This is a genomic window from Aquimarina longa SW024, assembly GCF_001401755.1.
GTDB lineage: Bacteria > Bacteroidota > Bacteroidia > Flavobacteriales > Flavobacteriaceae > Aquimarina > Aquimarina longa.
Window position 1 is genome coordinate 491692 of record NZ_KQ474099.1, and the last position, 24456, is coordinate 516147.

The 24456-nt window shown below is 31.3% G+C and carries 24 protein-coding genes; 17 read left to right on the plus strand and 7 right to left on the minus strand.

What is annotated here, in order from left to right; genetic code table 11:
* The 9 genes from N456_RS25400 to N456_RS11195 all read left to right on the plus strand — a co-directional run.
* The coding region (locus N456_RS25400) for a class I lanthipeptide (protein ID WP_205410270.1) at nt 1–132 on the plus strand (132 nt) is incomplete at its 5' end.
* Between the two features lie 137 nt (nt 133–269).
* Nucleotides 270–407: a class I lanthipeptide gene (locus tag N456_RS24420; RefSeq protein WP_158447873.1), complete on the plus strand. Its 138-nt coding sequence runs from the start codon at nt 270–272 to the stop codon at nt 405–407.
* Nucleotides 408–541: 134 nt separating this feature from the next.
* The gene (locus tag N456_RS24425) at nt 542–679 is read left to right on the plus strand and encodes a class I lanthipeptide (RefSeq protein WP_158447874.1); all 138 of its coding nucleotides are present in this window, start codon (nt 542–544) and stop codon (nt 677–679) included.
* A gap of 134 nt (nt 680–813) precedes the next feature.
* The gene (locus N456_RS11170; protein ID WP_062056898.1) at nt 814–2004 is read left to right on the plus strand and encodes a lanthionine synthetase LanC family protein; all 1191 of its coding nucleotides are present in this window, start codon (nt 814–816) and stop codon (nt 2002–2004) included.
* A 67-nt stretch (nt 2005–2071) separates the two neighbouring features.
* Nucleotides 2072–4330, plus strand: coding sequence for a peptidase domain-containing ABC transporter (locus N456_RS11175; protein WP_082422510.1), 2259 nt, complete (start codon nt 2072–2074; stop codon nt 4328–4330).
* A gap of 28 nt (nt 4331–4358) precedes the next feature.
* Nucleotides 4359–5663 carry an HlyD family secretion protein gene (locus N456_RS11180; RefSeq protein WP_062056900.1) on the plus strand — a complete coding sequence of 435 codons (1305 nt, stop codon included), beginning with the start codon at nt 4359–4361 and terminating at the stop codon, nt 5661–5663.
* 19 nt (nt 5664–5682) lie between these two features.
* Nucleotides 5683–5817, plus strand: coding sequence for a bacteriocin (locus N456_RS11185; protein ID WP_148639295.1), 135 nt, complete (start codon nt 5683–5685; stop codon nt 5815–5817).
* A 254-nt stretch (nt 5818–6071) separates the two neighbouring features.
* A complete protein-coding gene (locus N456_RS11190; RefSeq protein ID WP_062056905.1) occupies nt 6072–6548 on the plus strand; it encodes a hypothetical protein in 477 nt (158 codons plus the stop codon).
* A 26-nt stretch (nt 6549–6574) separates the two neighbouring features.
* Nucleotides 6575–7051 carry a regulatory protein RecX gene (locus N456_RS11195; protein WP_062056906.1) on the plus strand — a complete coding sequence of 159 codons (477 nt, stop codon included), beginning with the start codon at nt 6575–6577 and terminating at the stop codon, nt 7049–7051.
* 23 nt (nt 7052–7074) lie between these two features.
* Here N456_RS11195 and N456_RS11200 read toward each other — a convergent pair whose 3' ends face one another.
* From N456_RS11200 to N456_RS11215, 4 genes are all read right to left on the minus strand, one after another.
* Nucleotides 7075–7302, minus strand: coding sequence for a hypothetical protein (locus tag N456_RS11200; RefSeq protein ID WP_062056908.1), 228 nt, complete (start codon nt 7300–7302; stop codon nt 7075–7077).
* A 568-nt stretch (nt 7303–7870) separates the two neighbouring features.
* A complete protein-coding gene (gene bioB, locus N456_RS11205) occupies nt 7871–8977 on the minus strand; it encodes a biotin synthase BioB (RefSeq protein WP_062056910.1) in 1107 nt (368 codons plus the stop codon).
* An 85-nt stretch (nt 8978–9062) separates the two neighbouring features.
* Nucleotides 9063–10025: an alpha/beta fold hydrolase gene (locus N456_RS11210; protein WP_062056912.1), complete on the minus strand. Its 963-nt coding sequence runs from the start codon at nt 10023–10025 to the stop codon at nt 9063–9065.
* 36 nt (nt 10026–10061) lie between these two features.
* On the minus strand, nt 10062–11225 hold the full coding sequence (locus tag N456_RS11215; RefSeq protein WP_062057500.1) for a beta-ketoacyl synthase N-terminal-like domain-containing protein: 1164 nt from the start codon (nt 11223–11225) through the stop codon (nt 10062–10064).
* 124 nt (nt 11226–11349) lie between these two features.
* On the opposite strand from N456_RS11215, the gene N456_RS11220 reads away from it, so the two are divergent.
* A complete protein-coding gene (locus tag N456_RS11220; protein WP_062056914.1) occupies nt 11350–11793 on the plus strand; it encodes a cytochrome c oxidase assembly factor Coa1 family protein in 444 nt (147 codons plus the stop codon).
* Nucleotides 11765–12790, plus strand: a complete 1026-nt coding sequence (locus N456_RS11225; RefSeq protein WP_062056915.1) for a hypothetical protein — start codon at nt 11765–11767, stop codon at nt 12788–12790. Before N456_RS11220 ends, N456_RS11225 begins: the two co-directional genes overlap by 29 nt.
* A 42-nt stretch (nt 12791–12832) precedes the next feature.
* On the opposite strand, the gene N456_RS11230 is transcribed toward N456_RS11225, so the two are convergent.
* Both N456_RS11230 and N456_RS11235 read right to left on the minus strand, forming a co-directional pair.
* Complete coding sequence (locus N456_RS11230; protein ID WP_062056917.1) at nt 12833–13192, minus strand: YraN family protein; 360 nt, start codon at nt 13190–13192, stop codon at nt 12833–12835.
* Nucleotides 13193–13194: 2 nt separating this feature from the next.
* Nucleotides 13195–14091, minus strand: a complete 897-nt coding sequence (locus N456_RS11235) for a S66 peptidase family protein (RefSeq protein ID WP_062056919.1) — start codon at nt 14089–14091, stop codon at nt 13195–13197.
* Between the two features lie 191 nt (nt 14092–14282).
* Between N456_RS11235 and N456_RS11240 the strand changes: the two genes are divergently transcribed.
* The 5 genes from N456_RS11240 to N456_RS11260 all read left to right on the plus strand — a co-directional run bounded on the left by N456_RS11240 (nt 14283) and on the right by N456_RS11260 (nt 20882).
* Nucleotides 14283–15776: a DUF1800 domain-containing protein gene (locus N456_RS11240; RefSeq protein ID WP_082422511.1), complete on the plus strand. Its 1494-nt coding sequence runs from the start codon at nt 14283–14285 to the stop codon at nt 15774–15776.
* A gap of 6 nt (nt 15777–15782) precedes the next feature.
* Nucleotides 15783–17399, plus strand: a complete 1617-nt coding sequence (locus N456_RS11245) for a DUF1501 domain-containing protein (protein WP_062056924.1) — start codon at nt 15783–15785, stop codon at nt 17397–17399.
* A 99-nt stretch (nt 17400–17498) separates the two neighbouring features.
* A complete protein-coding gene (metG, locus tag N456_RS11250; protein WP_062056926.1) occupies nt 17499–19568 on the plus strand; it encodes a methionine--tRNA ligase in 2070 nt (689 codons plus the stop codon).
* Nucleotides 19569–19575: 7 nt separating this feature from the next.
* Nucleotides 19576–20478 (plus strand): histone deacetylase family protein, encoded by a 903-nt coding sequence (locus N456_RS11255; protein WP_062056928.1) that lies wholly within the window; start codon nt 19576–19578, stop codon nt 20476–20478.
* 56 nt (nt 20479–20534) lie between these two features.
* Nucleotides 20535–20882: a DUF2116 family Zn-ribbon domain-containing protein gene (locus N456_RS11260; protein ID WP_062056929.1), complete on the plus strand. Its 348-nt coding sequence runs from the start codon at nt 20535–20537 to the stop codon at nt 20880–20882.
* Nucleotides 20883–21008: 126 nt separating this feature from the next.
* On the opposite strand, the gene N456_RS11265 is transcribed toward N456_RS11260, so the two are convergent.
* Nucleotides 21009–21479 (minus strand): CBS domain-containing protein, encoded by a 471-nt coding sequence (locus tag N456_RS11265; RefSeq protein ID WP_062056931.1) that lies wholly within the window; start codon nt 21477–21479, stop codon nt 21009–21011.
* A gap of 206 nt (nt 21480–21685) precedes the next feature.
* Here N456_RS11265 and N456_RS11270 point away from each other — a divergent pair, with 206 nt between their 5' ends.
* Nucleotides 21686–24082 (plus strand): M28 family peptidase, encoded by a 2397-nt coding sequence (locus N456_RS11270; RefSeq protein ID WP_082422512.1) that lies wholly within the window; start codon nt 21686–21688, stop codon nt 24080–24082.
* Nucleotides 24083–24456 lie beyond the last annotated feature (374 nt).

Consider the following 24456-nt stretch of genomic DNA (forward strand, 5'->3'; position numbering starts at 1 on the left):
GATTTAAACAAAAAAACAGTATCACATTTAAGCAACCAAGAAATGCAAAAAGTAAATGGTGGACTATGTATCAAAAGTACTAAAAGACAATGTACTTGGACTCTTAGTATCAATCTTGAAAACATCAAGTAATTCACTGTAAGATTAAAAACTATCCTGACTTAAGGGAGTTAGGATAGTTTTACCAAAGTTTTAAAAATTTACAGAAGGAGAAAGCTGAAAATCCTTAATCAGAGTAAGCAAAAATCAAATCTTTAAAATTAAATATCATGTTAGATTTAAACAAAAAAACAGTATCACACTTAAGTAACCAAGAATTACAAAAAGTTAATGGTGGGCTATGTATCAAAAGTACCAAAAGAGCTTGTACTTGGACGCTTACTATCAACCTTAAAGCTGCTAAATAACTAAAATCCAACAACTATCCTAGCTTAAGGGAGTTAGGATAGTTTTACTAAAGTTTTTAAAAAATTTACAGAAGGAGAAAGCTGAAAATCCTCAATTAGAGTAAGCAAAAATCAAATCTTTAAAATTAAATATCATGTTAGATTTAAACAAAAAAACAGTATCACATTTAAGCAATCAAGAAATGCAAAAAGTAAACGGTGGACTATGTATCAAAAGTACTAAAAGACAATGTACTTGGACTCTTAGTATCAATCTTGAAAACATCAAGTAATTCACTGTAAAATAAAAAACTATCCTGATTTAAGGGATCGGGATAGTTTATTTAAATTTTTAAATCCATTTACAGAAGGATCAGTAATAACTAAATACATGTTATTATAAATCAAATATACAAAACTAATTCATATGGAAACAGCAATAAACGTTTTAAATAAGATAGAAGATAAACTCTATACTAAAGCAAAAAAAGTAAACCTTCCTATTATAGATGAAGATCTTGGTGTAATTCTATTTTTTGCGACACAATATACTCATACCAAAGATGAGTCATACAAACAAAAAGCATTAGAGTTATTTGATAAAACTGTAAAGGTTTTTGCTGAACATGAATTAAATTATAGCTTGGTTCATGGGTTTGAAGGTATATTTTGGACAGTTAACTATCTAACTGAATGTGGAGTTTTAGAGAATGAAGATAGTCTTAAAAACCTAGAACCTCACTTGCTACAATCAATTGAATACGATTTAGCAAATCACAACTATAATGTTCTTCATGGTTGTTTAGGTAAAATTCAATATTATTTATATTCAAAAAGTGTTGATCAAGAAAAAGCATCAACTATCATCAATACAGTTATACAATCATTATATGACAATAAAATTGAAGAAAGTGGACTTATTAACTGGAAAGATCTTCAATTAAATGCGGGACTAAATATTGGTTTTTTTAATGGTCACCCAACAGTCTTAAAATTTTTGGTTAGACTTAAAGAACTAGGATACAAAAATGCTCTAATTGACGAAATGATCGATAAACTCATAAATGTTTTATTAGAATCACTAAACTTTAAAAAAGAAGTTACCATTAGAGGAAAGGATATCAATGAAGGAGAAGAATATTTTAACGTTGCAGAATTACATGGTAATTTAACTGTTGCCAGTAGTTTGTATTATACTGGTTCAATTTTGAATCGCGAAGATCTAAAAGAAAAAGCACATCAATTAACTCTTGACGTTTCTTCCAAAACCCCAAAAAACTCTGGAATCATGCACTTTAAAAAACATTCGTTTCAAGATATCGGGATGAGTCATGGTTTAGGAGGAATAACATATCTTTTATTTAAACTTAATAACTTAATACAAGATCCAAAAATCCAGAAAAACCTAACAATCTGGCAAAATGAGTTTTTAAAAAATGTTGATAAAGTACTATCGATAGAAGAAGAGATATTAATGCCTGAAATTTTTCAAAAAGACGAAAATAAATATCCATATGATAGGTATAGTTTACTGGAGGGGATTCTGGGGTCTGGGTTCATATTATCTTCTATACAATATAACCAAGACAACTGGGGTAATTACTTAACACTATACTAGTTTTATCTGTAGTGCAAGACTGATATTCTATCAAAAGAATAAAAAACAAACTGAAAACACATAAAAAATGAAAACTTTTCCTTTCTACAAACAACCTGGAGCTAAAGATTGTGGACCTACATGTCTTCGTATAATAAGCAAACACAATGGAAAAGTTATTCCATTAGAAACCATTCGAAACTTAAGTCAAACTACAAGAACAGGAAGTACCTTTTTAGGATTATCCGAGGCAGCTGAAAACTTGGGGTACAAAACGATTGGTATCAAAACAGATTATGAAACTTTTAAAGAAGAAGTACCTCTCCCCTGTATTGTTCATTGGAATAAATATCATTTTGTCGTTGTTTATAAAATTAAAAATGATACCATATATATTTCTGACCCCTCTTATGGATTAATCGAATATAAGAAAGAAGAATTCATAGAAGCTTGGATTGGTAATAATGCAAAGAAATCTACACAAGAAGGTCTTACATTACTATTAGAAACCACTCCAAAATTTTATGATACAGATTGGGAAAAAACAGATCATAAGTCTGGATTTTCATTTCTATCTAGGTATCTGTTTAAATATAAAAGCTTAATGATCCAACTTATGATTGGATTATTAGCAGGTAGTTTATTACAACTTGTGTTTCCTTTTATGACACAAAGCATTGTTGATATCGGTATACAAAACCAAGACATTAATTTTATATATCTGATTTTAGGAGCACAGATAATGCTGTATCTAGGACAAGTTAGTATCGAAGCTATACGGGGTTGGATATTATTACATCTTAGTACTCGAGTCAATATTTCACTAGTCTCTGATTTCTTTATAAAGTTGATGAATCTACCAATTTCATATTTTGACACAAGAATGACAGGTGATATTATGCAACGTATCAACGATCATCAACGAATAGAAAAATTATTGACTAATTCTTCTTTAAACACCTTATTTTCTTTTTTCAATATTATCATTTTTAGTGCAGTTCTCATTTACTATAATCTTAAGATTTTTGGAATTTTTGCCGCTGGTAGTGCATTATTAATAGGCTGGATTTTCTTTTTCCTAAAAAAAAGAAAAGAATTAGACTACAAACGTTTCTCGCAGATGAGTGATGAACAAAGTAAGACTATTGAACTTATCGAAGGAATGCAAGAAATCAAACTACATAATGCAGAGAAACAAAAACGATGGGGATGGGAGTTTATTCAGATACGTTTATTTAAAGTAGCTACACAAGGATTATCATTAGAGCAAATGCAAACTATTGGTTCTTCATCTATTAATCAGTTTAAAAATATACTGATCACATTTACTGCCGCTTCTCTAGTAATTAGCGGAGAAATTACATTAGGTATGATGTTATCTATACAATATATAATTGGTCAATTAAATGGTCCTATTGCACAATTACTAGAATTTATTCAGGATACACAAGATGCTAAAATAAGTCTAGAACGCTTAAAAGAAATTCATGACAAAAAAGATGAAGAAAACATTGAAGAAGCAAAAATATATGAAATACCTGCAAATGAAAATATCGAAGTTGAAAATTTAACCTTTAGGTATATTGGAGCTGCAGATCCTGTAATCGAAGATATGAGTCTTATAATTCCACACAATAAAACTACTGCTATTGTAGGAGCTTCGGGAAGTGGTAAAACTACTTTAATGAAAACACTAATGCGTTTTTATAAACCAAATAAAGGGGTTATAAAATTAGGGGATCAAAATTTTGAAAATATTTCACAAAAAGCCTGGAGAGGTAAATGCGGTGTTGTAATGCAAGATGGATACATTTTTAATGACACTATCGCTAATAATATTGCATTAGGAGAAGCTGAAATTGATAAAGAGAAACTTATGCATGCTGTAAAAGTAGCAAACATTAAATCATTCATAGAAGCACTTCCTTTAAGTTACAATACCGAAATCGGAAATGAAGGTGTAGGCATCAGCGGGGGAGAAAAACAACGATTACTAATCGCTAGAGCTGTGTATAAAAATCCAGACTTCATCTTTTTTGACGAAGCAACTAGTGCATTAGATGCCAAAAATGAAAAAATAATTATGGGAAATTTAGATACTTTTTTTAAAGGACGTACAGCTGTAGTCATAGCACATCGATTAAGTACTGTAAAAAATGCAGATCAAATAGTAGTATTAGATAAAGGAAAAATAGTTGAAAAAGGTAACCATACAGAATTAGTAGCTCTAAGAGGTGCTTACTATGAACTGGTAAAAAACCAATTAGACTTAGAACGATTAAATACCCAAAAACAAGTAATGTTTAAAAAACCAATACCTAATGGAGTAAAGGTTGTTAATGTTTAAAAAATTAACTTCAGTAAATTAAAATAGTATGCCTGTTCAAGAAAAAAACATATTAAAAGACATAGAACTTCGCTCAGAAGAAGTTGAAGAAATATTAAGCAATCCTCCTAGTTGGATGATCCGCTGGGGAATAACTGTTATTTTCTTTGTATTCTTATTGATTGTAACTGCTAGTTGCATTGTATCTTACCCTGATATTGTAACCTCTAAAATCATGGTTACCACAGCTATTCCTGTAGAAAAAATCGAAGCAAAGACAAGTGGTCGTATTGTAAAATTATTAATTAATGACCAAGACAAAGTAAAACGTGGGCAAGTTCTAGCTGTTATAGAAAATACAGCTGACTATGAAGACTTCTTAGCTTTAAAAAGTATAATAGATACCCTTAGTCCAAATCACACTAACTTTAGTTTTCCTATTGATAAAACAGAATTATTATCTCTAGGAGAATTAGAACAAGATTATGCATTATTTGAAAAATCGTATACTGAGTATATATTAAACAAAAACTTAAAACCTTTTTCTATTACAACATTATCTGGGCACCAAACTGTCTCTGAATTAAATAGTAGAATACGAATACTTAAAATTCAAAGAGATCTTGAAGAAAAAGAAATAGCAGTAAGAAAACAAGATATAGAACGCACACAGACTCTATATAAAAAGGGAGTAATATCTAAAGTAGAATTCGAAAATAAAGAATTAAGTTTTTTACAAGCTCAGCGTAATTATGAAAATACCAAAATTAATATGTCTCAGCTTCAAGAATCTAAAAACAATACTCAAAGAAGTATTGAAGGATCTAATATTAATAAAATCCAAAACAATACTAAATACCTAAAAGATGTAATTTCATCTTATAAACAACTAAAACGAGCTATAAAAAAATGGGAACAAAATTATTTATTGGTAGCTTCTATTGATGGTAAAGTAAGTTTTCAGAAATTTTGGGGGAAAAATCAATTTGTAAATGAAGGAGATAATGTACTAACTATTTTACCAACAGAATCCCCATTAGTCGGAAAAATCACAACTTCTGCTGTTAATACCGGAAAAATTAAATCAGACCAGAATGTACTTATCAAACTAGACAGTTATCCGTATCAAGAATTCGGAATGATTACAGGAGAAGTAATCAGTATGTCTTTATCACCAGACATCGACGGAAATTATTATATAGAAGTTAACCTGCCTCAAAACTTAAATACAACATACGGAAAAACATTAGCTTTTAATAGAGAAATGAGAGGTACGGCAGGTATTATCACTGAAGACTTAAAAATAATTGAACGAATTTTTTATCAATTTAGAAACATCTTTAAATACAATTAATACATTAAAAATCAAAACTATGAAAAATCTACAAACACTATCAAGTAAAGAATTAAGGAGTATTATTGGAGGCCATCATGATGATGGTAACGGTGGATGTATTCCAAATCCTTGGCCAAAAACTACTACTAAAAACCTAATTTTTCAAAACTAATAGTATAACAAAACTTATAAAAAAGTAAAGCTCTTTCTAAATTCATAATACTGTATATTATTTCATTTAAAAACGACATGTATTTTATCCAGTATTATGAATTCTAATTAGCCTCTTTTATTGTTACAATTACTAAAAAAAATAATCATTTTATATATAAGGATACCACAATTCTAAATCCTCCAAAAATGCATTATTAATACAACAGAATTCTTTCTAAACATATAGTATCTGTTTTAAAAAATCAAACAATTATGAAAGACAATAAAGAACTACTCTATAAAACCTTAAACCATTTTAACGGAATTAGTAAAGTAGAGGCCTATGATTTAATTCATAAATTAGAAACACTTATGTTCTACGCATCTAACCCTATAAATACTGATGATCTCGAAAAAAAAATAATTTCAGGTTTTGATCATGATTATGAAATTGACCCTTTCTATTTTACTATTCTACCTACTGGTAATTTTTGTGAATATATAGGTCATAATGATTGGCTTCATGTTTATAAAGAAAATAAAAGAATGATCCCTGATTGGTCTATTTTCGAAACGTACTATTTCAAAACTAAATATGCACCTTTAGAGCTTAGAAAACTTACCAAAAATAAATTATTACAGGACATAAAAGAAAAACCAGAGGAAGAAAAAATTAAGCATTTTTTAAAGAATACGGCTATTCTAAAAAAAGATACCATCACTAACAATCTATTAATTCTAAAAGTTTAATTAAAAGTTCCTGTACATTTGTATTAATGTATAAGAATTCTATCAAATCTATAACTGTAGTAGAGGCAACACGAAAAATGGAGCACTATTGTGCTTATCAAGAGCGTTGTCATAAAGATATAGAACATAAACTCAGAACAATGACGCTTATCCCTGAAGCTAAAGAAAAAATTATACTGCATCTTTTAGAACATAATTTTCTTAATGAAGAGCGTTTTGCTAAATCCTTTGCCAGAGGAAAGTTCAATATCAAAAAATGGGGAAAACAGCGTATCATTAGAGAGCTAAAATTTAGAGAAATCTCAGCATACAATATAAAAACTGCCCTCAAAGAAATTTCAGAAATAGACTATCATAACACTTTTCATGAGCTTGCTGAAAAAAAATATAATACGATTATAGCGCTAGACAAAAATAAAAAACGCAAAAAACTTGCTGATTTTCTTTTATATAGAGGATGGGAAACTCATCTTGTCTATGAAAAAGTAAATGAATTAATATAATCGTATAACAAGAATAAAATATATTATTTTTTTAGAAACAGCATAGCTCTTTCTATTCCTCTATCAATTTCATTATCAAAAGGAATTATTTTCTTTATCAATATATAAGACCAAATCACTAATAGAAATTTAAAACCGTAGCAGCATAGTTCTTGTATATCAAATGCTATGGAATAAAAGTCTTCTCTGTACTTTAGAGCAATTGCATAAAGCTCATAATCTATTTCTAAAACAAAAATGATATGAAGCACAATTGATAAGAATATTGGCAGATATAATCATTTCAGTTTTTTAGCCCTCTGTATATCATGATTTATTAACTTGATAATATAAAAGAAAAAAATGTTGAGAAAAGAAAAACCCATTTTACATCATCAATAATTTTTAGTATTGGGTAATCATCAAAAAAAAAGAGAGAGCATCCAGAAACATATTCAATATTAATACTGACAATATTAATATTGAATATCATAAATAGTCTTTGATTTTGTTTCTAAAAAATGGAGAAAATAAACATCTCAAAAATGAATCCTTGAGAAACACTAATTAGTAATAGAGAATTCACTAAAGTCATTATATTTATACTTAGATTCTAACTATGAAGGTCCGTATATAATCCTAGAGTTAAAAACGATATATATAATATTTCTCTATGGTTTAATTTTGCAGTACACTCTTTTGATACGTCTAAATATAAATCAATCTAAAATAACTCTTTCGATTACATAATTTTGTAACTACACATCTATCCTTAAAAAGTTTTTTTAGCCTTGATCGTTTCTTTACCTTTAGGGTATCACATACTCGCTATATTAAAAATTATTTCTTTGCTATTATTACCTCTTTACCCTTTTGTTTTGCAGTTTCATTTCTTTCGATAATATGCTCAGGTCTAGACCATTTAGGCTTCTCTCCTTTAGGTTCAAATTTAGAGTTTTCTGCTTCAACTGTTTCTGGCTGAGCTTTTTTCACAAATGGTTTCTGTGGATTTAACCCTAGTATTTTAAACATTTCCATGTCCTTATTCACATCGGGATTAGGGGTAGTTAATAGTTTATCTCCTGCAAAAATAGAGTTTGCACCTGCAAAGAAACACATTGCTTGTCCTTCTCTACTCATCTCCGTTCTTCCTGCGGATAATCTTACTTGTGTTTTTGGCATAATAATTCTGGTAGTAGCGACCATTCTAATCATATCCCATATCGCTACAGGTTTTTCTTCTTCCATTGGAGTACCTTCTACAGCAACCAAAGCATTTATAGGCACTGATTCTGGCTGAGGATTTAGTTTTGATAATGCTACTAACATCCCTGCACGATCTTCTACCTCTTCTCCCATACCAATAATACCTCCACTACACACTGTAACATTTGTCTTACGCACATTATCTATCGTTTTTAAACGATCTTCATATCCTCGTGTAGAGATAACTTCTTTATAATATTCTTCTGACGTATCTAAATTATGATTGTAGGCATACAGACCTGCTTCTGCAAGGCGCTGTGCTTGATTTTCGGTAATCATACCTAATGTACAACATACCTCCATATCTAATTTATTGATTGTACGCACCATTTCTAATACATCTTCAAACTCTTGCCCATCTTTTACATTACGCCAAGCGGCTCCCATACATACTCTAGAGCTTCCTGAAGATTTCGCTCTAAGTGCCTGAGCTTTTACCTGCCGTACACTCATTAGGTCATTTCCTTCAATATCGGTATGATACCTTGCTGCTTGTGGGCAATACCCACAATCTTCAGGACATCCTCCTGTTTTAATAGATAAAAGAGTAGATACCTGTACGGTATTTGGGTCGTGATATTCTCTATGAATTGTAGCCGCTTTATACAGCAAATCCATCATAGGCATGTTATAAATATCAAGAATTTCTTGTTTTGTCCAATCGTGTCTAATAACGCTCATAAATCATCTAAATCTAAAAAGTCAAATGTACTAAAAATCTGGTTGCACTTAAGCTATTTACTATAATAAACTCATATTTGATAGGTTACTTTTTTATCCCTAAAAAATTCTCAAATAATTTAAAAAACTTTTCAGGCTCTTCTAAGCATGGATTATGCCCACTATTTTCAAACATTACAAATCTTGCTTGAGGCATATATGTTTTATATTGTACTGCAAATTCTGGTGTGGAGACGCCATCATAACGCCCAGCAATAATTAGTGTTGGTGATTTTATATTTTTTAGTGCTCTTCTAAAATCTATATCTCCCATATCTCCTGTAACATGAAAATCAGCATCTCTACCTACAATTCCATAATACACATCTGAGTTCCATGACCGTTTTACATTGGCAGGCACGGGTTGTTGTAACTTTGTATTATGGTAATATATATATTTTATTGGAAAATCACCATATACTTTAGAAAACTCTGGATCACTAGACACATAGCCTGCAGCTCTTAGAGAGTCTACTATCACCCATTTTTCTGGAAAATGTGTTTTTGCATAATGATTGTAACTATCACAGTTTGCTTGCCACATTAATCCACTATGAAATCCATTAATTAATACCATTTTATCTGTATGCTCTGGATATTTTAGAGCATATGCTTGAGCAACAACAGTACCATAAGAATGCCCTACAACAGTCCATTTTGATAGTTTCAATGCTTTTCTAATCCCTTCTAATATTTCTACATCTCCTGATATCGAATATTCTTTTATATTCTTAGCATTATCAGATAAACCTCTACCTAATGCATCAAAAAATACTACTTGACAATCCTTATAATATTCTCCAAAATTACCCTGTAAATAATCATGTGAGTCCCCCGGTCCACCAGCAATAAATACCATTGGATTTCCCGTACCTTTGGTTTCTACATTAATAGCATAACCGTTAATAGATATCGACTTAGATTCAAACTCATCATGAATCGTTTTTTGTGCCTGAGTTTGAAAAAACAAAACAGCACTTAGTAAAAGAAATATCGTGTGTGTTCTCATTAATAGTAATTTTTTATGTTTTAAATATCGTAAAAATTATGGATACTCTAATAATACACTAACTGCATTGCCTCCAAAACCTACAGCATTTACGATAATTTTTTTTAATCGTTCTGGAAATTTATCATGCTTCACAAAGGGTACAGTAATAAACTCCTGATATTTTAGCATTAACACTGCCAGTTCTAAGCTTAATATTCCACTAGCTCCAAAAGTGTGCCCTATCTTCCACTTATTAGTTGTTAAAGCAGGTAATTTATCTTTAAAAACGGCTTTAATGGCATTATATTCTGCCATATCTCCTTTTACTGTTCCCGGAGCATGCATTACGATAATATCCACTTCATTTAGTGGAGTATCTTTTAACGCCATTTTCATCGATTTTTGAAAACAATCTGCCTCTGTAGAGATCGATATATTATGTTTTAGGGTTTCTGTAGCATAACCAATACCTGTTATAAATGCTATAGCATTTTCTTTTTTTCCTTTTTCTAAACATGCTATGGCAGCTCCTTCTCCAAGAAACATCGAGTTTCTTTTCTTATTCCAATTTATTGCCTGGCATGGATAATCTAACCCATCATTTATTGCATATATTTTAAGAGCTTTCATTTGTGCAATAGTAAATGGTGTTAAAGGAGCTTCACTTCCTCCCACCAGAAACCGATCTGCTAAACCTGATTGCAACCAAACAACTCCATTGAGAACAGCATGCAATGCTGTAGAACATGTAATAGAATGACTGATTTCTGGACCACTAGATTGTAAATCATGGGCCACCCATGACGAAATATTACCTAATGTCGTCGTAGGTGAACTTAATGTAGATGATTTTCCTGTGTTGAGGAACTCTTTATGATATTTTTCAAAAAGTCGTGTTGCCCCCCGAGAAGAACCAATATTAATCCCAAAATCGCGATCTCCATCTCCCCATCCAGCATCTTTGATTGCTTGTCTGGCAGCAAAAACACCAAATAGAACAGAATCATCTAATGCTTCATAATGAGAATTTTCGTTTCTTAAATTCTCTATCATTTGTTTAGCTTCCTTAGAAAGCAACGAAATAGGTGTTGACACTCCTCCATACTCTTTAAAAGAGATATAGTGAGACGGATCTTTATAAGCTCTCCATATCTCATCTGAGGAAATTCCTAAAGGAGATATAGAAGAAATTCCTGTTATTGATATCGCTTCTTGCAATTTTAAAATTTTGACAAATGTACTAGTTTGTTCTATCTTGTTCAATAGTTATACTATTTATCATTTTAATTTAGTAACAAAAAAAACTTTTATAACACTTATACTGTAACATACGTTTTATTTTATGGATAATTCTATACAACAAAAAAGCTGGTTTTCTAGAAATTGGGGTTGGGCAGTTCCTCTAGGTGGGTGCCTTACTATTATTATTTTATTTTTTATCTTTTTGGGATCTGCAATATTTGGAATAAGTAAAATGATTACAGCATCCTCACCTCATCAAGATGCTTTGATTAAAGTAAATGAAGATGATTACATCATAGATATATTAGGTGAACCTATAGAAACTGATGGTATTGTAAATGGTAAATTACTATATGAGAACAATACTGGGTCAGCAGATATTTCTATCCCAATAAAAGGTCCAAAAGGAGAAGCTCAACTATATGTCGTAGGAACCAAACAAAATGAGCTATGGACATACACTGAGATGTATGTAATTATAAATGAAACTGATGAACAAATTGATGTATTAGGATATGAACAAAATAGCCAGATTGAGCAATAATTTACTTGTTTTTGGAGTCCCAATACTTTTAGTGATTTCGATGATTTTGATTACCCGATCAAAATTTTATGAAGTAAACCCTAGTATATTATCTATAGGTATATCAATCGATCTTCTTTTTACTATACCTTTAATATATTACACATTAATCAGGAAAAAGAATATTCCTAAAACTACTAGTATTCCACTTTCTGTTGTAGGCATGATAATTGGATTCTATAGCATTCCTCTAGAACACCAATTTATATTACAGTGGGTTAAAACGTGGATATTTCCATTTGTAGAAATAGGAATTGCCATCTATGTATTATATAATGTTCGTAAAGCAATAAAAAAATACAAGATTAATGCAACACAAAGGTTAGATTTTTTCTCTATTCTAAAAAAAACATGTGCTGAAATTCTACCTACAAGAATTGCTTCACTCCTTGCTATGGAACTAGCTATTTGCTATTATGGTTTTATATATTGGAAAAAAAGAGCACTACAAAAAAACGAATACTCCTATCATAAAAACAATGGAACAATCTCTTTGTTAGTTGCATTTATTGGTATTATAGGCATTGAGACATACATTCTACATATATTCTTATCTAAATGGAGTATAATTGCCGCTTGGGTAGCAAGTATCCTAAGCATATATTCTAGTATTCAGATTTTTGGTTTTCTAAAATCTATATTAAAAAGACCAATTTCTATAGATAAAAACACACTATACCTACGCTATGGAATCTTAAATGAAACTCAGATAGATTTACACGCTATCGAATCCGTAGAAATATCAACTAAAGATATTGAGTTTAATTCTGAAACCAGAAAATTATCACCCCTAGGAGAACTAGAAGGGCATAATATAATCATTACTTTAAATAAAGTACACATACTTACTGGGCTATATGGAACATCTAAAACGTTTAAAACAATAGCTTTTTTTATTGATAACAAAGCGCAATTTAAAACTGAATTAGAGGAGCAAATCAGACTGCTTAAATTATAACCAAGGGCTAATTGCCTTTTCTAAAAACCTTATTATTTATAATCAAAAATGATAAAATGCATTCTCCAAGTGTTCAATCTTAGTTCCTAATTTATTTTTTATGATCGCAATAATATCAAAACGTATTTCTACATCCAAGTCTTGTTCTACCACATAATGATCCATTGCTTTAACCAATGATTGGATCTGTTTTGGTTTTACAAAATCTTGTGGATTTCCAAACTCCGGAGTACTTCGAGTTTTTACTTCTATTGCGATTACTGTATCTGTTTTTCTGGCAATAATATCAACTTCGGATTTTAAATATCGATAATTTTTCTCCAGAATATCATATCCTTTTTTGATTAAAAAATCAGTTGCTAATTTCTCTCCTTTTTTACCTAAAGCATTATGTTCTGCCATACTTATAGATACCTTACGATTACTTCTTCTTTATCTATTTCTAAAGAAATTTCTTCTCCTAAAATTAAAGCTCTATGATCCTCTATGTGCCCCATAGGAAAATTAAATGCAATAGGAAAATTATACTCTTTGACTACATCCAAAATAATTTTTTTTACTTTTTTCCCAAAAGGAATACGGTTATCGTGCATTTTGGTCATCCCTCCAACAATTAATCCTGATAGGTTTTCAAAATATCCATTGCGTTTCAGGTTTAGTAGCATGCGATCAATATGATAAAGATATTCGTCTAAATCTTCTATACATAAAATCTTCCCTGTAGTATCTATAGAAGAAGTAGAACCACATAGAGAATATAAAATAGATAAGTTTCCTCCTACTAATTGCCCTTTGCAATTCCCTAAGCTATTTTTTTTAGAAGAAGGAATCGTATATTTCATTTTCTTTCCAAAAATAGCATCTCTTAATGAGTCTATAGACATTATAGTATTGTTATGAATATCAATTGGCATCAGCGCATGTACTGTACTTACTCCTAAATTATGAATATGAGAGTGCAAAACAGTAATATCAGAATATCCTATAATCCATTTTGGTTGTTTCAAAAAAGTAGTAAAATCAATATGATCAATAATTCTAACGGTACCGTAACCGCCCCTTGCACACCAAATAGCTTTAATATCCTTATCATCTAACATATTCTGAAAATCCAGAGCCCTTTCCTTATCTGATCCTGCAAATTGATTGTATTCTTTTTCTATAGAAGCACCTATTACAGGTTCTAACCCCCATTTTTTAGCTATAATAATAGCATCTTGTATTTCTTTTGTCGTAATCTTTCTTGCAGTAGAAACAATTGCAATTTTATCTCCTTTTTTAACAAAATCTGGTTTCAATATTCTTTTTATTTAATTATCATTCTTTTAATGAAGGGATATTTGATTAAAAAATACTTCCTAGTTAAGTAAATTATCTTAACCTCTTTATTATTTTTTTCTATTCCATAACACTAATTAACAAATACTTTCGTTATAATCTATTATATTGTATTTTTTATCTCCTATTTTTATTTTAAAAACCCCTATTGTCCATGATGTCAGATACCTCATGTAATCTAGCCTCCTTAGCAGAATATGTTCCTTCTTCTGGAAACCCTTGGAATGTAAGTAAAATACATCACTTATATCGCAGAATAGCTTTTGGAGCATCAAAAACCGAAGTGTTAGATGCCTTATCACAGAATAACCCTTCTGCACTAGTAGATCAATTAATCAATGATGCTATAGCTCTTAATACTACGCTACCACCAGCATGGGGGTTCTGGAATAAAGATCAATTTGATAATGCTCCTTTAAAAATTTTCGAATATCGAAATAGTGGGAAAAATCAAATGATAAATGACTTACTTCAAAACAAAGTTAGAGAAAGACTTACCCTTTTTTGGAGTAATCATTTTGTTACTGAAGATGACACCTATAGAAGTCCTGCATACCAAACTCAGTATTATAACCTTGTGCAAATGCATGCTCTTGGTAATTTTAGAGATTTTGTATATGATATCGGCAAGTCTAATGCGATGCTTGTATATCTTAATGGCGATGAAAATATCAAAGATCGACCTAATGAAAATTATGCTAGGGAATTATATGAGTTATTCACTCTTGGCGTAGATAATGGATATACTGAAGACGATATTCAGGAAACTGCAAAAGCATTAACAGGCTACGTTAATACTAATGATATACCATGGGGAGATATCTTATTTGACCCTAGTAAATTTAACACCGAATCCAAAACTATTTTTGGGCAATCCGGAAACTGGGGTTATGACGATGTTATCACTATCCTTTTTCAACAAAGAAATACTCAGCTTGCTACTTTTATATGCGCTAAACTATATACATACTTTGTAAGTCCTACCTGTAATGATGCAATTGTTGCCGAAATGGCACAAACGTTCATAAATAGTAATTATAATATTGCGACTGTTCTTAAACAACTTTTTAAAAGTGAGCATTTTTTTAATATCGAAGCTATTGGATCAATTATAAAAAGCCCTTGTGACCTAAACCTTAATTTCTTTAATGAAATAAGCTTTACGCTACCTCCTAATATTGATTACATAGGCTTTTTTAGAAACACCGTCCGCATACTAGGACAAGACGTATTAAACCCTGTAGATGTAGAAGGCTGGCAGGGAGATGAAGACTGGGTAAGTCCTGATTTATTAATCGGACGCTGGGAAAGTATTCGATATATCAGCGGTCAGGCATGGATGCATAATCAAGAGCAGTTTAAGAACTTTATAATCGGAATGCCAATCGGAGAAGCAAGCGACGGTAACTTACTTGTATCTACCACTGATGTAAGCCTAGTTGTAAGAACAATTCTAAATTATTTTTTCCCAAGAGGGATCAATGACCTTATTACTTTTAATGAAGCACTTGGGATTTTTAAAATTGACGGCATTCCTGAAAACTACTATGAAGATGGTACATGGACATTAGGATATCCTGAGGTACCCCAACAATTTGCTGCACTACTAAACTACATTGCAGAAATCCCCGAATTCCAACTAAAATAAAACTCTATGAGTACAACCAACCACAACCAAAATACAGTGTCAAATAAAAAAAGTTCTTGTAATACTGAGGATCATAAAAAATGGAATAGAAGGTCTTTTCTTCAAGCATTAGGACTTGTTGGAGGAGGATCCATGATGCTTGCCAATACAACCCTATCAGTATCTCGGCCATCACCTCTATCCATAGCGCTTAGCCAATCAGAAAACGACAACATACTTATCTTGTGTAGATTAAGCGGAGGTAATGACGGTTTTAACACTATCATTCCTGTATACGATTACGACATCTATGCTAATGCAAGACCATTGATCAAAGTTCCACCAAGTGAATTCATCACGCTAAATGATGATTACGCTATGCCTAAACCGATGAATAAACTAGAGAGTGTATGGGGAGATGGTCAGATGAAAGTAGTCCATGGTGTAGGATATGAAGACTCCTCTTTATCACATTTTAAAGGTTCTGATATTTATGCCAATACTAATTTGGTTGAAGATGATAGAACTGGTTTTATGGGACGATATTTTCAGGAAATCTACCCTGATTATATTTTTAATCCACCTGCTAGCCCTCCTTCTATCCAGATTGGAAGTATCGGAAATCTAGTTTTTAAAGGACCTGAAAATGATTTTTCTTTTGCAGTCTCTAATCCTACAAGGTTATTACAAATTGCACAAAACGGAACCTCTTATAGTACCGATGGCTTAGGAAATTGTACTTATGATGACAAAGTAAAACACCTTAGAGAGGTTACGAATACTACATTTACCTATGCAGATGTAATCAGTGCAGCTTATGAACGATCTTCTGCCTATGACGGCTATCTAAATGATAGCTTAGGAAAACAGTTTAGTACTATCGCTCGGTTGATTAAAGGTAATTTAGGAACCAAAGTATATATGGTAACATTAGGTGGATTTGACACCCATAATAATCAAACACAGAGACATCAGGAATTACTAAATTCATTCTCCGAAGCTATTAGTACGTTCTATAAAGATCTTACCGCTGCTGGATGGGATGATAAAGTACTAACAATGACCATGTCTGAATTTGGTAGACGATTTAAAGAAAATGGCTCTCTAGGAACAGATCATGGTACCGCAGCACCAACGCTATTTTTTGGATCTGCTCTTAATGGCAGTGGCTTTGTTGGAGAACACCCTGACCTATCTAATCTTACCAGAGGAGGAAATGTATACAATACTACTGATTTTAGACAAGTATATGCTACAGTCATGAAAGAATGGTTATGTATTGATGAAAACACAGTAGGGAGAGTGCTTCTAGATGGAACTTATAAATCATTAGACTTAGGATTTAACTGCTCTGGAATCAATCCTAATATTCCTACTGATAGCGAAGGAATCACCCATATTGTAACCTATAGAGATAGTCAAACCTATATCAATATTGCTAACCCAGAAACTACTCATGTAGATATTGCACTATACAATGTAATAGGTCAAAAAGTCGCTACCTTAAAAAATGAAGTATTAATAGAAGGACAGCATAGTATAGATGTTAAAGCATCTGCCAATACTAGACTTAGCACAGGTCCCTATGTATATCGAATCGAAACTAATAAAGGAAATTACAGTAAATCTATTTTGATATCGTAGTTAAAAAAACAACTATTATGCTCTCTTAAAAGTCTTGAGCAATGATTTTACTAATTTAGATTCTTATCACTACCTTTGTGCCTTATTTTTTTACGAATTATGAGCACAACGGGAAGATATACCATTACAGCAGCCTTACCATACACTAATGGACCAATACATATTGGTCATCTAGCAGGAGTCTATGTACCCGCAGATATTTATTCTAGATACCTTAGAATGACCGGCAATGATGTTGCCTTTATTTGTGGTAGTGATGAACATGGTGCTGCAATCCCTATGCGTGCAAAAAAAGAAGGAGTTTCTCCGCAAGTCATTATTGACAAATACCATCAAATCATAAAACAATCTTTTCATGATTTTGGAATTTCATTTGATAATTATTCAAGGACCTCTGCCGCTGTACATCATGAAACAGCTTCTGATTTTTTTAAAAAATTATATAATGATGGTAAATTTATAGAAGAAACATCAGAACAATTATATGATCCCGAAGCAGAACAGTTTTTGGCAGATCGATTTGTAATAGGTACTTGCCCTAAATGTGGTCATGAAGAAGCCTATGGAGATCAATGTGAAAAATGTGGGAGTTCACTTAATGCTACTGATTTAATTAATCCAAAATCTACAATTTCTGGATCAGAACCAATATTAAAACAAACTAAACATTGGTTTTTACCACTAGATCAATACGAAGATTTCTTAAAAGAATGGGTTTTGGTTGGTCATAAAAAAGACTGGAAAACGAATGTCTACGGGCAAATAAAATCATGGATAGATGATGGATTACGTCCTCGTGCAGTAACACGTGATTTAGACTGGGGAATCCCTGTGCCTGTTGCAGGTGCAGAAGGAAAAGTGTTATACGTATGGTTTGATGCTCCTATAGGGTACATCTCCTCTACCAAAGAGTGGGCAGAAAGAGAAGGAAAAGACTGGGAACCTTACTGGAAAGATAAGAATACTAAATTAGTTCATTTCATTGGTAAAGATAATATTGTTTTTCACTGTATTATTTTTCCAAGTATGCTTAAAGCTGAAGGAAGTTATATCTTACCAGAGAATGTACCTGCTAATGAGTTTTTGAATCTTGAAGGTAATAAACTATCTACTTCAAAAAACTGGGCAGTATGGCTACACGAATATCTCGAAGAATTCCCTGATAAACAAGACGTTCTTCGATATGCATTAACTGCAAATGCTCCCGAAACAAAAGACAATGATTTTACATGGAAAGATTTCCAAGCACGTAATAACAATGAGTTAGTTGCTATATTTGGTAATTTTATTAATCGAGTAATTGTACTAACAAATAAATACTATAATGGTATCGTTCCTAGCCCAAGTACATTCTCTGAGATTGATCAAAAAGTACTAGCAGAACTTAAAGCATATCCAGCTGTTATAGCCAGTTCTATTGATCGATACCGATTTAGAGAAGCCAGTCAGGAATTATTAAATGTAGCTCGATTAGGAAATAAATACCTAGCAGACGAAGAACCATGGAAATTGGTAAAAACTGATGAAGAACGCACCAAAACAATCATGTATGTTGCATTACAGATAGCCTCAGCTTTAGCTACGTTATCAGAACCTTTCTTACCATTTACCAGTACTAAGCTAAAATCAATGCTAAATATTGGCCTAGAAGGAACTGTTGCTACAGAATGGAATGCTATCGCTACTACAGAAGTATTACTCCCTTCAAGTCATCAAATTGAAAAAGGAACACTTTTATTCTCTAAAATCGAAGATACAGAAATCCAAAAACAACTAGACAAACTAGAAGCTACTAAAAAAGCTAACGAAGCAGAGAACAAAGTAGTCGAACCACAAAAAGAAACTGCTACTTTTGAGGATTTCACGAAACTAGACATTCGTGTAGGAACAATCATCGAAGCTGAAAAAATGCCCAAAGCCAAAAAGCTTTTAGTTCTTAAAGTAAATACAGGAATCAATATCAGAACCATCGTTTCGGGTATTGCAGAACATTTTTCTCCTGAAGAAATTGTAGGCAAAAAAGTAACTGTTTTAGTCAATCTTGCTCCAAGAAAATTACGAGGAGTAGAGAGTGAAGGAATGATTTTGATGACTGAAACTCCTGAAGGGAAATTGGTGTTTTTAAATCCTGATGAGGATAATGTGAGTCCTGGAGCTATTGTTAGTTAGATAATTTATGCTAAAAATAGCATATCATCCAATCTATACACATCCTTTACCTGAGGGGCACCGATTCCCTATGATTAAATATGAGTTGTTACCTAAACAATTACTATACGAAGGTACTTGTATAGAAGAAAATTTTTTTAAGCCTGAAATCCCAGATACAGGCCCCATTCTGGCAACACATACAGAAGCATATTATAATAGTCTTAAGAAACTATCATTAGACCCCAAATCAGCAAGAAAAATTGGTTTTCCTTTATCTAAAGAGCTTATCAATCGAGAAGTAATTATTACAGACGGTACAATTAAAGCATCAGAATATGCTCTTACATATGGTCTTGCTATGAATATTGCTGGTGGCACACACCATGCATATAGTGATCGTGGTGAGGCTTTTTGCCTATTAAATGATCAAGCTATCGGAGCCCGCTATCTTATACAAAAAAGACTTGCAAAAAAAATATTGATCGTAGATCTCGATGTACATCAAGGTAACGGAACTGCAAAAATATTTGAAAACGATACTACTGTATTTACCTTCTCCATACATGGTGCAAATAATTACCCTTTTAAAAAAGAAAAATCAGACCTCGATATTGCGCTACCTAACCAAACAAATGATCAGCAATATCTGAATACTTTAAAAGAAATACTACCTAAACTCATACAAAAACAAAAACCAGACTTTATCTATTACCTATCTGGTGTAGATATTCTTGCTACAGATAAATTAGGAAAACTAGGTTGTACTTTAGCAGGTTGTAAAGAACGAGATCGATTTGTGCTCCAGATTTGCAAAGATCTCAGTATCCCTATAATGTGCGCTATGGGAGGAGGATATTCTCCTGATATCAAAACTATTATAGAGGCACATGCCAATACCTTCAGGGTTGCTCAGGATATTTTCTTTTAACATATATTCATTTGTAAACGGATATTTATTGTATATTCGATTAAACATCATTCTTAATGCATAAAAAATGCCCCGTGTGTGCTACTAAAATTGTTGGTAGAGCAGATAAAAAATTCTGTAGTGATTACTGTCGTAATGCATATAACAATCAACTTAATAAAGATAGTAAAAACCTAATCCGTAATATTAATAACCTATTACGTAAAAATTATCGAATCCTCACAGAATTAAATCCTAAAAACAAAATCAAAACTACTAGAACTAAACTAATTGCAAAAGGTTTTGATTTTCAGCATTTCACTAGTACTTATACCACCAAAACAGGGAATACATATTATTTTATATATGATCAAGGATACCTACCTCTAGAGAATGATTTTTATGCGATTGTAAAAAGAGACTAATACATTTAATTTATTGTAAGAGATCATTCTTTTTTACTCCAATTTTCAGAATAAAAATCATTTCAGTTGATATTTTCATTTCATTGGAGAAATAGTAGTAAACCTTTCAATAAGAGATTATAACTTTTATAATTCTCTCCAATGTTGGCTATTTAGTTTTAAAGCTGCTTTCATTACATCTTTTTGGCTGATTTGCCCTACAAGCTTACCATCTTCTAGAATAGGAAAACGTCTTCTCTTAGTTTCTAAAAACTTATTTGCAGCATCAAAAATATTAAGATTTCCATCAATTGTATCGACATCTCTGACCATAAATTTTTCCACTCTGGCATCATCTATAGGCATATTATAATAACGACTTTCATTTAACTGTTTAATACAATCTCCTTCTGATATAATCCCTAATAATTGATTATTTTCATTAACTACTGGTCCTCCTGATATTTTATGTTTTACTAAAGTTTCAATAACTTCCATTACAGATTGATTCGGAGTAAACGTGATCAAGTCCTTTGTCATATAGTCAGCAACTTTTATTGGAGTTTTATCTTGCTTTTTTGTCTTGGAGCGCGCTCCTTGAAAACTAATTATTCCCATATCTAGTGATTTAGTGAATCTTAAATATAATGATTTTCAATAACTTAATCAAACCTGCTTTTGTCTTTTATATAATTAATAGTGTATTTTTATACCTTTTAACTATATTATTTTTTTCTCAAAAGAAAAAATCATGGTTTGTTATTCTTGGTAAGTATTTGTTATTTTTTGTAGCTTATTTCTTACCTTTAACCTAAAACATACAAATGCGAAAGTTCCCCTCATTACTTACGTTTCTCCTTATTAGTATCTCATTAGTATATACATTTTATAGTAGCAAGTCACAAAAAATAACAACTCTTGATACTCCAAAACAAGATTTTTCTACGCTACGAGCTTTAGAGCATGTAAAAAACATTTCCAAAGAATGTCATTACTTAGGTAGTTCTGCGCATAATGATGTGAGAATGTATATTTTTAATGAATTAAAAAAAATGGGGTTATCCCCCGAAGTTCAAGAAGGATTCTCTGTTTCTAAACGAGGAACTATTAGTAAACCTAAAAATATTATTGCTAGGATTAAAGGTAGTGCCCCTACAAAATCACTGGTCTTACTATCGCATTATGATAGCTCCCCACATTCTTCTTATGGAGCTAGTGATGCAGGGAGTGGTGTTGCGACTATTCTAGAAGGAATTAGAGCATATCTAACCACTAATATCGTTCCCAAAAATGATATTATTATATGTATTACCGATGGAGAAGAATTAGGTCTTAACGGTGCTGATTTATTTATCAAAAAACATCCTTGGGCAAAAAATATAGGACTTGCACTTAATTTTGAATCTAGAGGAAGTGGTGGAAACTCTTATATGCTTATAGAAACTAATGGCAAGAATGGAAAAATGATCAATGAATTTTCTAAAGCAGATGTATCTTACCCAGTTACCAATTCTTTAGCGTATAGTATTTACAAAATGCTTCCAAATGATACTGATCTGACCATTTTTAGAGAGCAAGGAGATATCGAAGGCTTTAACTTTGCATTTATAGATGATCATTTTGATTATCATACCGCAAATGATATTTGGCAAAATTTAGATCTAAATACCTTACAACATCAAGGAAATTACCTAATGCCTCTTCTCTCTTATTTTTCTGAGGCTAATCTTACTACTCTAAAGTCTGATAAAGATTATATTTATTTTAATGCTCCTGTTTTTAATCTTATCAAATACCCTTTTAGTTGGATATATACTTTACTCATTATATCAATTATAGGATTTATAGGACTACTTATTTATGGAAGGTTTGCTTATCGAATACATCTTAAAGAAATTTTAATAGGATTTGTTGTATTTCTTTCATCTATGATACTTGCAGGAGGGTTAACCCTAGGAATATGGCAATTACTTACAGTTATATACCCACAGTATAATGAGATACAACATGGATTTACGTATAATGGCTATCATTACATAACTGCTTTTGTGCTCTTATCAATCGCTATTTGTTTTAAGGTTTATGCCAGATCTAAGAAAAATAACACCCCAATTAATTTACTTATTGCTCCATTATGTATCTGGTTACTCATTTGTACTATGGCAGCAGTATATCTCAAAGGAGCAAGTTACTTTATAATCATTGTATTATTCGGACTAGTATCGTTATTCATTCTAATTAGACAGAAGAAACCTAATGCATTATTAATGGTTGCATTATCGCTTCCTGCAATTTTTATCTTATCCCCTTTTATAGCTTCTTTCCCAGTTGCTTTAGGTTTAAAAATTCTTTTTGTTTCTTCAGTTTTGTCTGTTTTATTATTTGGAGTTCTACTCCCTGTAGTTGGGTTCTATAAAAGAAAAAAAATACTAGGAAACCTTTTTATGATAGCTGCCGTAATAGCCCTAATCTCTGCTCACCTAAAATCTGATTTTACAGAAAAGCGACAAAAACCTAACAGCTTGATATATATCCTAGATACTGATCAAAATAAAGCTGTTTGGGCTACCTATGATAAAATTCTTGACTCATGGAACAAAAACTACATCAACCCAAAAGAAAATATTGCTACAAGTTATACTCCCCATATACTACAAGGCAAATACAACACATCATTGACCTATATTAATCAAGCTCCTATAAAAAATATTTCATCGTCGAAATTAGATATTAGTAAAGATACTATTATTGGAGATTTAAGACATGTCGATCTCTGCATTTCCCCATTACGAGATATACAAAAAATAGATTTATATACCGAAACACTCTTTAATTTTAATGCATTAAAAGCTAATGGTGAGGTAGCTCTAGATTTTAAAGATTCTGATAAAAAAACATATAATGTATTCACCAAAAGAAGAAACCATAATCTACTCACATATCATATCAATCAAAATCAACCGTTAGAATTACAAATGCAGTTTCATAAAGATTCATTACCTAAATTCATTTTATATGAATCTTCTTATGATTTATTAAAAAATGAGCATTTTTCTATTCCTGCAAGGGATAAAAATATGATACCTAAACCTTTTATTATCAATGATGCTATACTTATTAAAAAGAGTTTTGCCATAAAAAAGTATCAGGAAAAAACATTGGATACTCCAAACAAAATGAATGAAAAAACAGGGGTTAATGCCTCTAATATTATAAAGTAATATCTGAATACTTTACTTCATTTTTTAACTCTAAAAGATAAAAACTGCACAACTTTTATTAAAAGAATAATTACAATATTAATTAGTCAAATACCCCATTAATGGCTCAATATATAAATGCTATAATAACCAGCGAATCCATCCCAAAAACCATTTTATCGATAGTCACTTTTAAAATAAAAACTGATTAAAATAAAAAACTCGAAGAAATTACCAGTATTTATTTTTTTCATACATATTAATAGTTACATAGACTTTATATAAATAGAATATGTCTAAAAAACTATATAAATAAAATCATCATTTTACTTTATTATAAACTCTGGTAATAATAGGTATTCGACAAATTATACAAATGAATTAGACATTCATTT

Bases quoted from the DNA above. Each gene is read 5' to 3' on its own strand.
- N456_RS11190 (WP_062056905.1), top strand. From the start codon at position 6,072: ATGAAAGACAATAAAGAACTACTCTATAAAACCTTAAACCATTTTAAC.
- N456_RS11270 (WP_082422512.1), top strand. From the start codon at position 21,686: ATGCGAAAGTTCCCCTCATTACTTACGTTTCTCCTTATTAGTATCTCA.
- N456_RS11240 (WP_082422511.1), top strand. From the start codon at position 14,283: ATGATGTCAGATACCTCATGTAATCTAGCCTCCTTAGCAGAATATGTT.
- N456_RS11255 (WP_062056928.1), top strand. From the start codon at position 19,576: ATGCTAAAAATAGCATATCATCCAATCTATACACATCCTTTACCTGAG.
- N456_RS11210 (WP_062056912.1), bottom strand. From the start codon at position 10,025: ATGAGAACACACACGATATTTCTTTTACTAAGTGCTGTTTTGTTTTTT.
- bioB (WP_062056910.1), bottom strand. From the start codon at position 8,977: ATGAGCGTTATTAGACACGATTGGACAAAACAAGAAATTCTTGATATT.
- metG (WP_062056926.1), top strand. From the start codon at position 17,499: ATGAGCACAACGGGAAGATATACCATTACAGCAGCCTTACCATACACT.
- N456_RS11265 (WP_062056931.1), bottom strand. From the start codon at position 21,479: ATGGGAATAATTAGTTTTCAAGGAGCGCGCTCCAAGACAAAAAAGCAA.
- N456_RS11230 (WP_062056917.1), bottom strand. From the start codon at position 13,192: ATGGCAGAACATAATGCTTTAGGTAAAAAAGGAGAGAAATTAGCAACT.
- N456_RS11180 (WP_062056900.1), top strand. From the start codon at position 4,359: ATGCCTGTTCAAGAAAAAAACATATTAAAAGACATAGAACTTCGCTCA.
- N456_RS11220 (WP_062056914.1), top strand. From the start codon at position 11,350: ATGGATAATTCTATACAACAAAAAAGCTGGTTTTCTAGAAATTGGGGT.
- N456_RS11195 (WP_062056906.1), top strand. From the start codon at position 6,575: ATGTATAAGAATTCTATCAAATCTATAACTGTAGTAGAGGCAACACGA.
- N456_RS11260 (WP_062056929.1), top strand. From the start codon at position 20,535: ATGCATAAAAAATGCCCCGTGTGTGCTACTAAAATTGTTGGTAGAGCA.
- N456_RS24425 (WP_158447874.1), top strand. From the start codon at position 542: ATGTTAGATTTAAACAAAAAAACAGTATCACATTTAAGCAATCAAGAA.
- N456_RS11225 (WP_062056915.1), top strand. From the start codon at position 11,765: ATGAACAAAATAGCCAGATTGAGCAATAATTTACTTGTTTTTGGAGTC.
- N456_RS11185 (WP_148639295.1), top strand. From the start codon at position 5,683: ATGAAAAATCTACAAACACTATCAAGTAAAGAATTAAGGAGTATTATT.
- N456_RS24420 (WP_158447873.1), top strand. From the start codon at position 270: ATGTTAGATTTAAACAAAAAAACAGTATCACACTTAAGTAACCAAGAA.
- N456_RS11175 (WP_082422510.1), top strand. From the start codon at position 2,072: ATGAAAACTTTTCCTTTCTACAAACAACCTGGAGCTAAAGATTGTGGA.
- N456_RS11245 (WP_062056924.1), top strand. From the start codon at position 15,783: ATGAGTACAACCAACCACAACCAAAATACAGTGTCAAATAAAAAAAGT.
- N456_RS11170 (WP_062056898.1), top strand. From the start codon at position 814: ATGGAAACAGCAATAAACGTTTTAAATAAGATAGAAGATAAACTCTAT.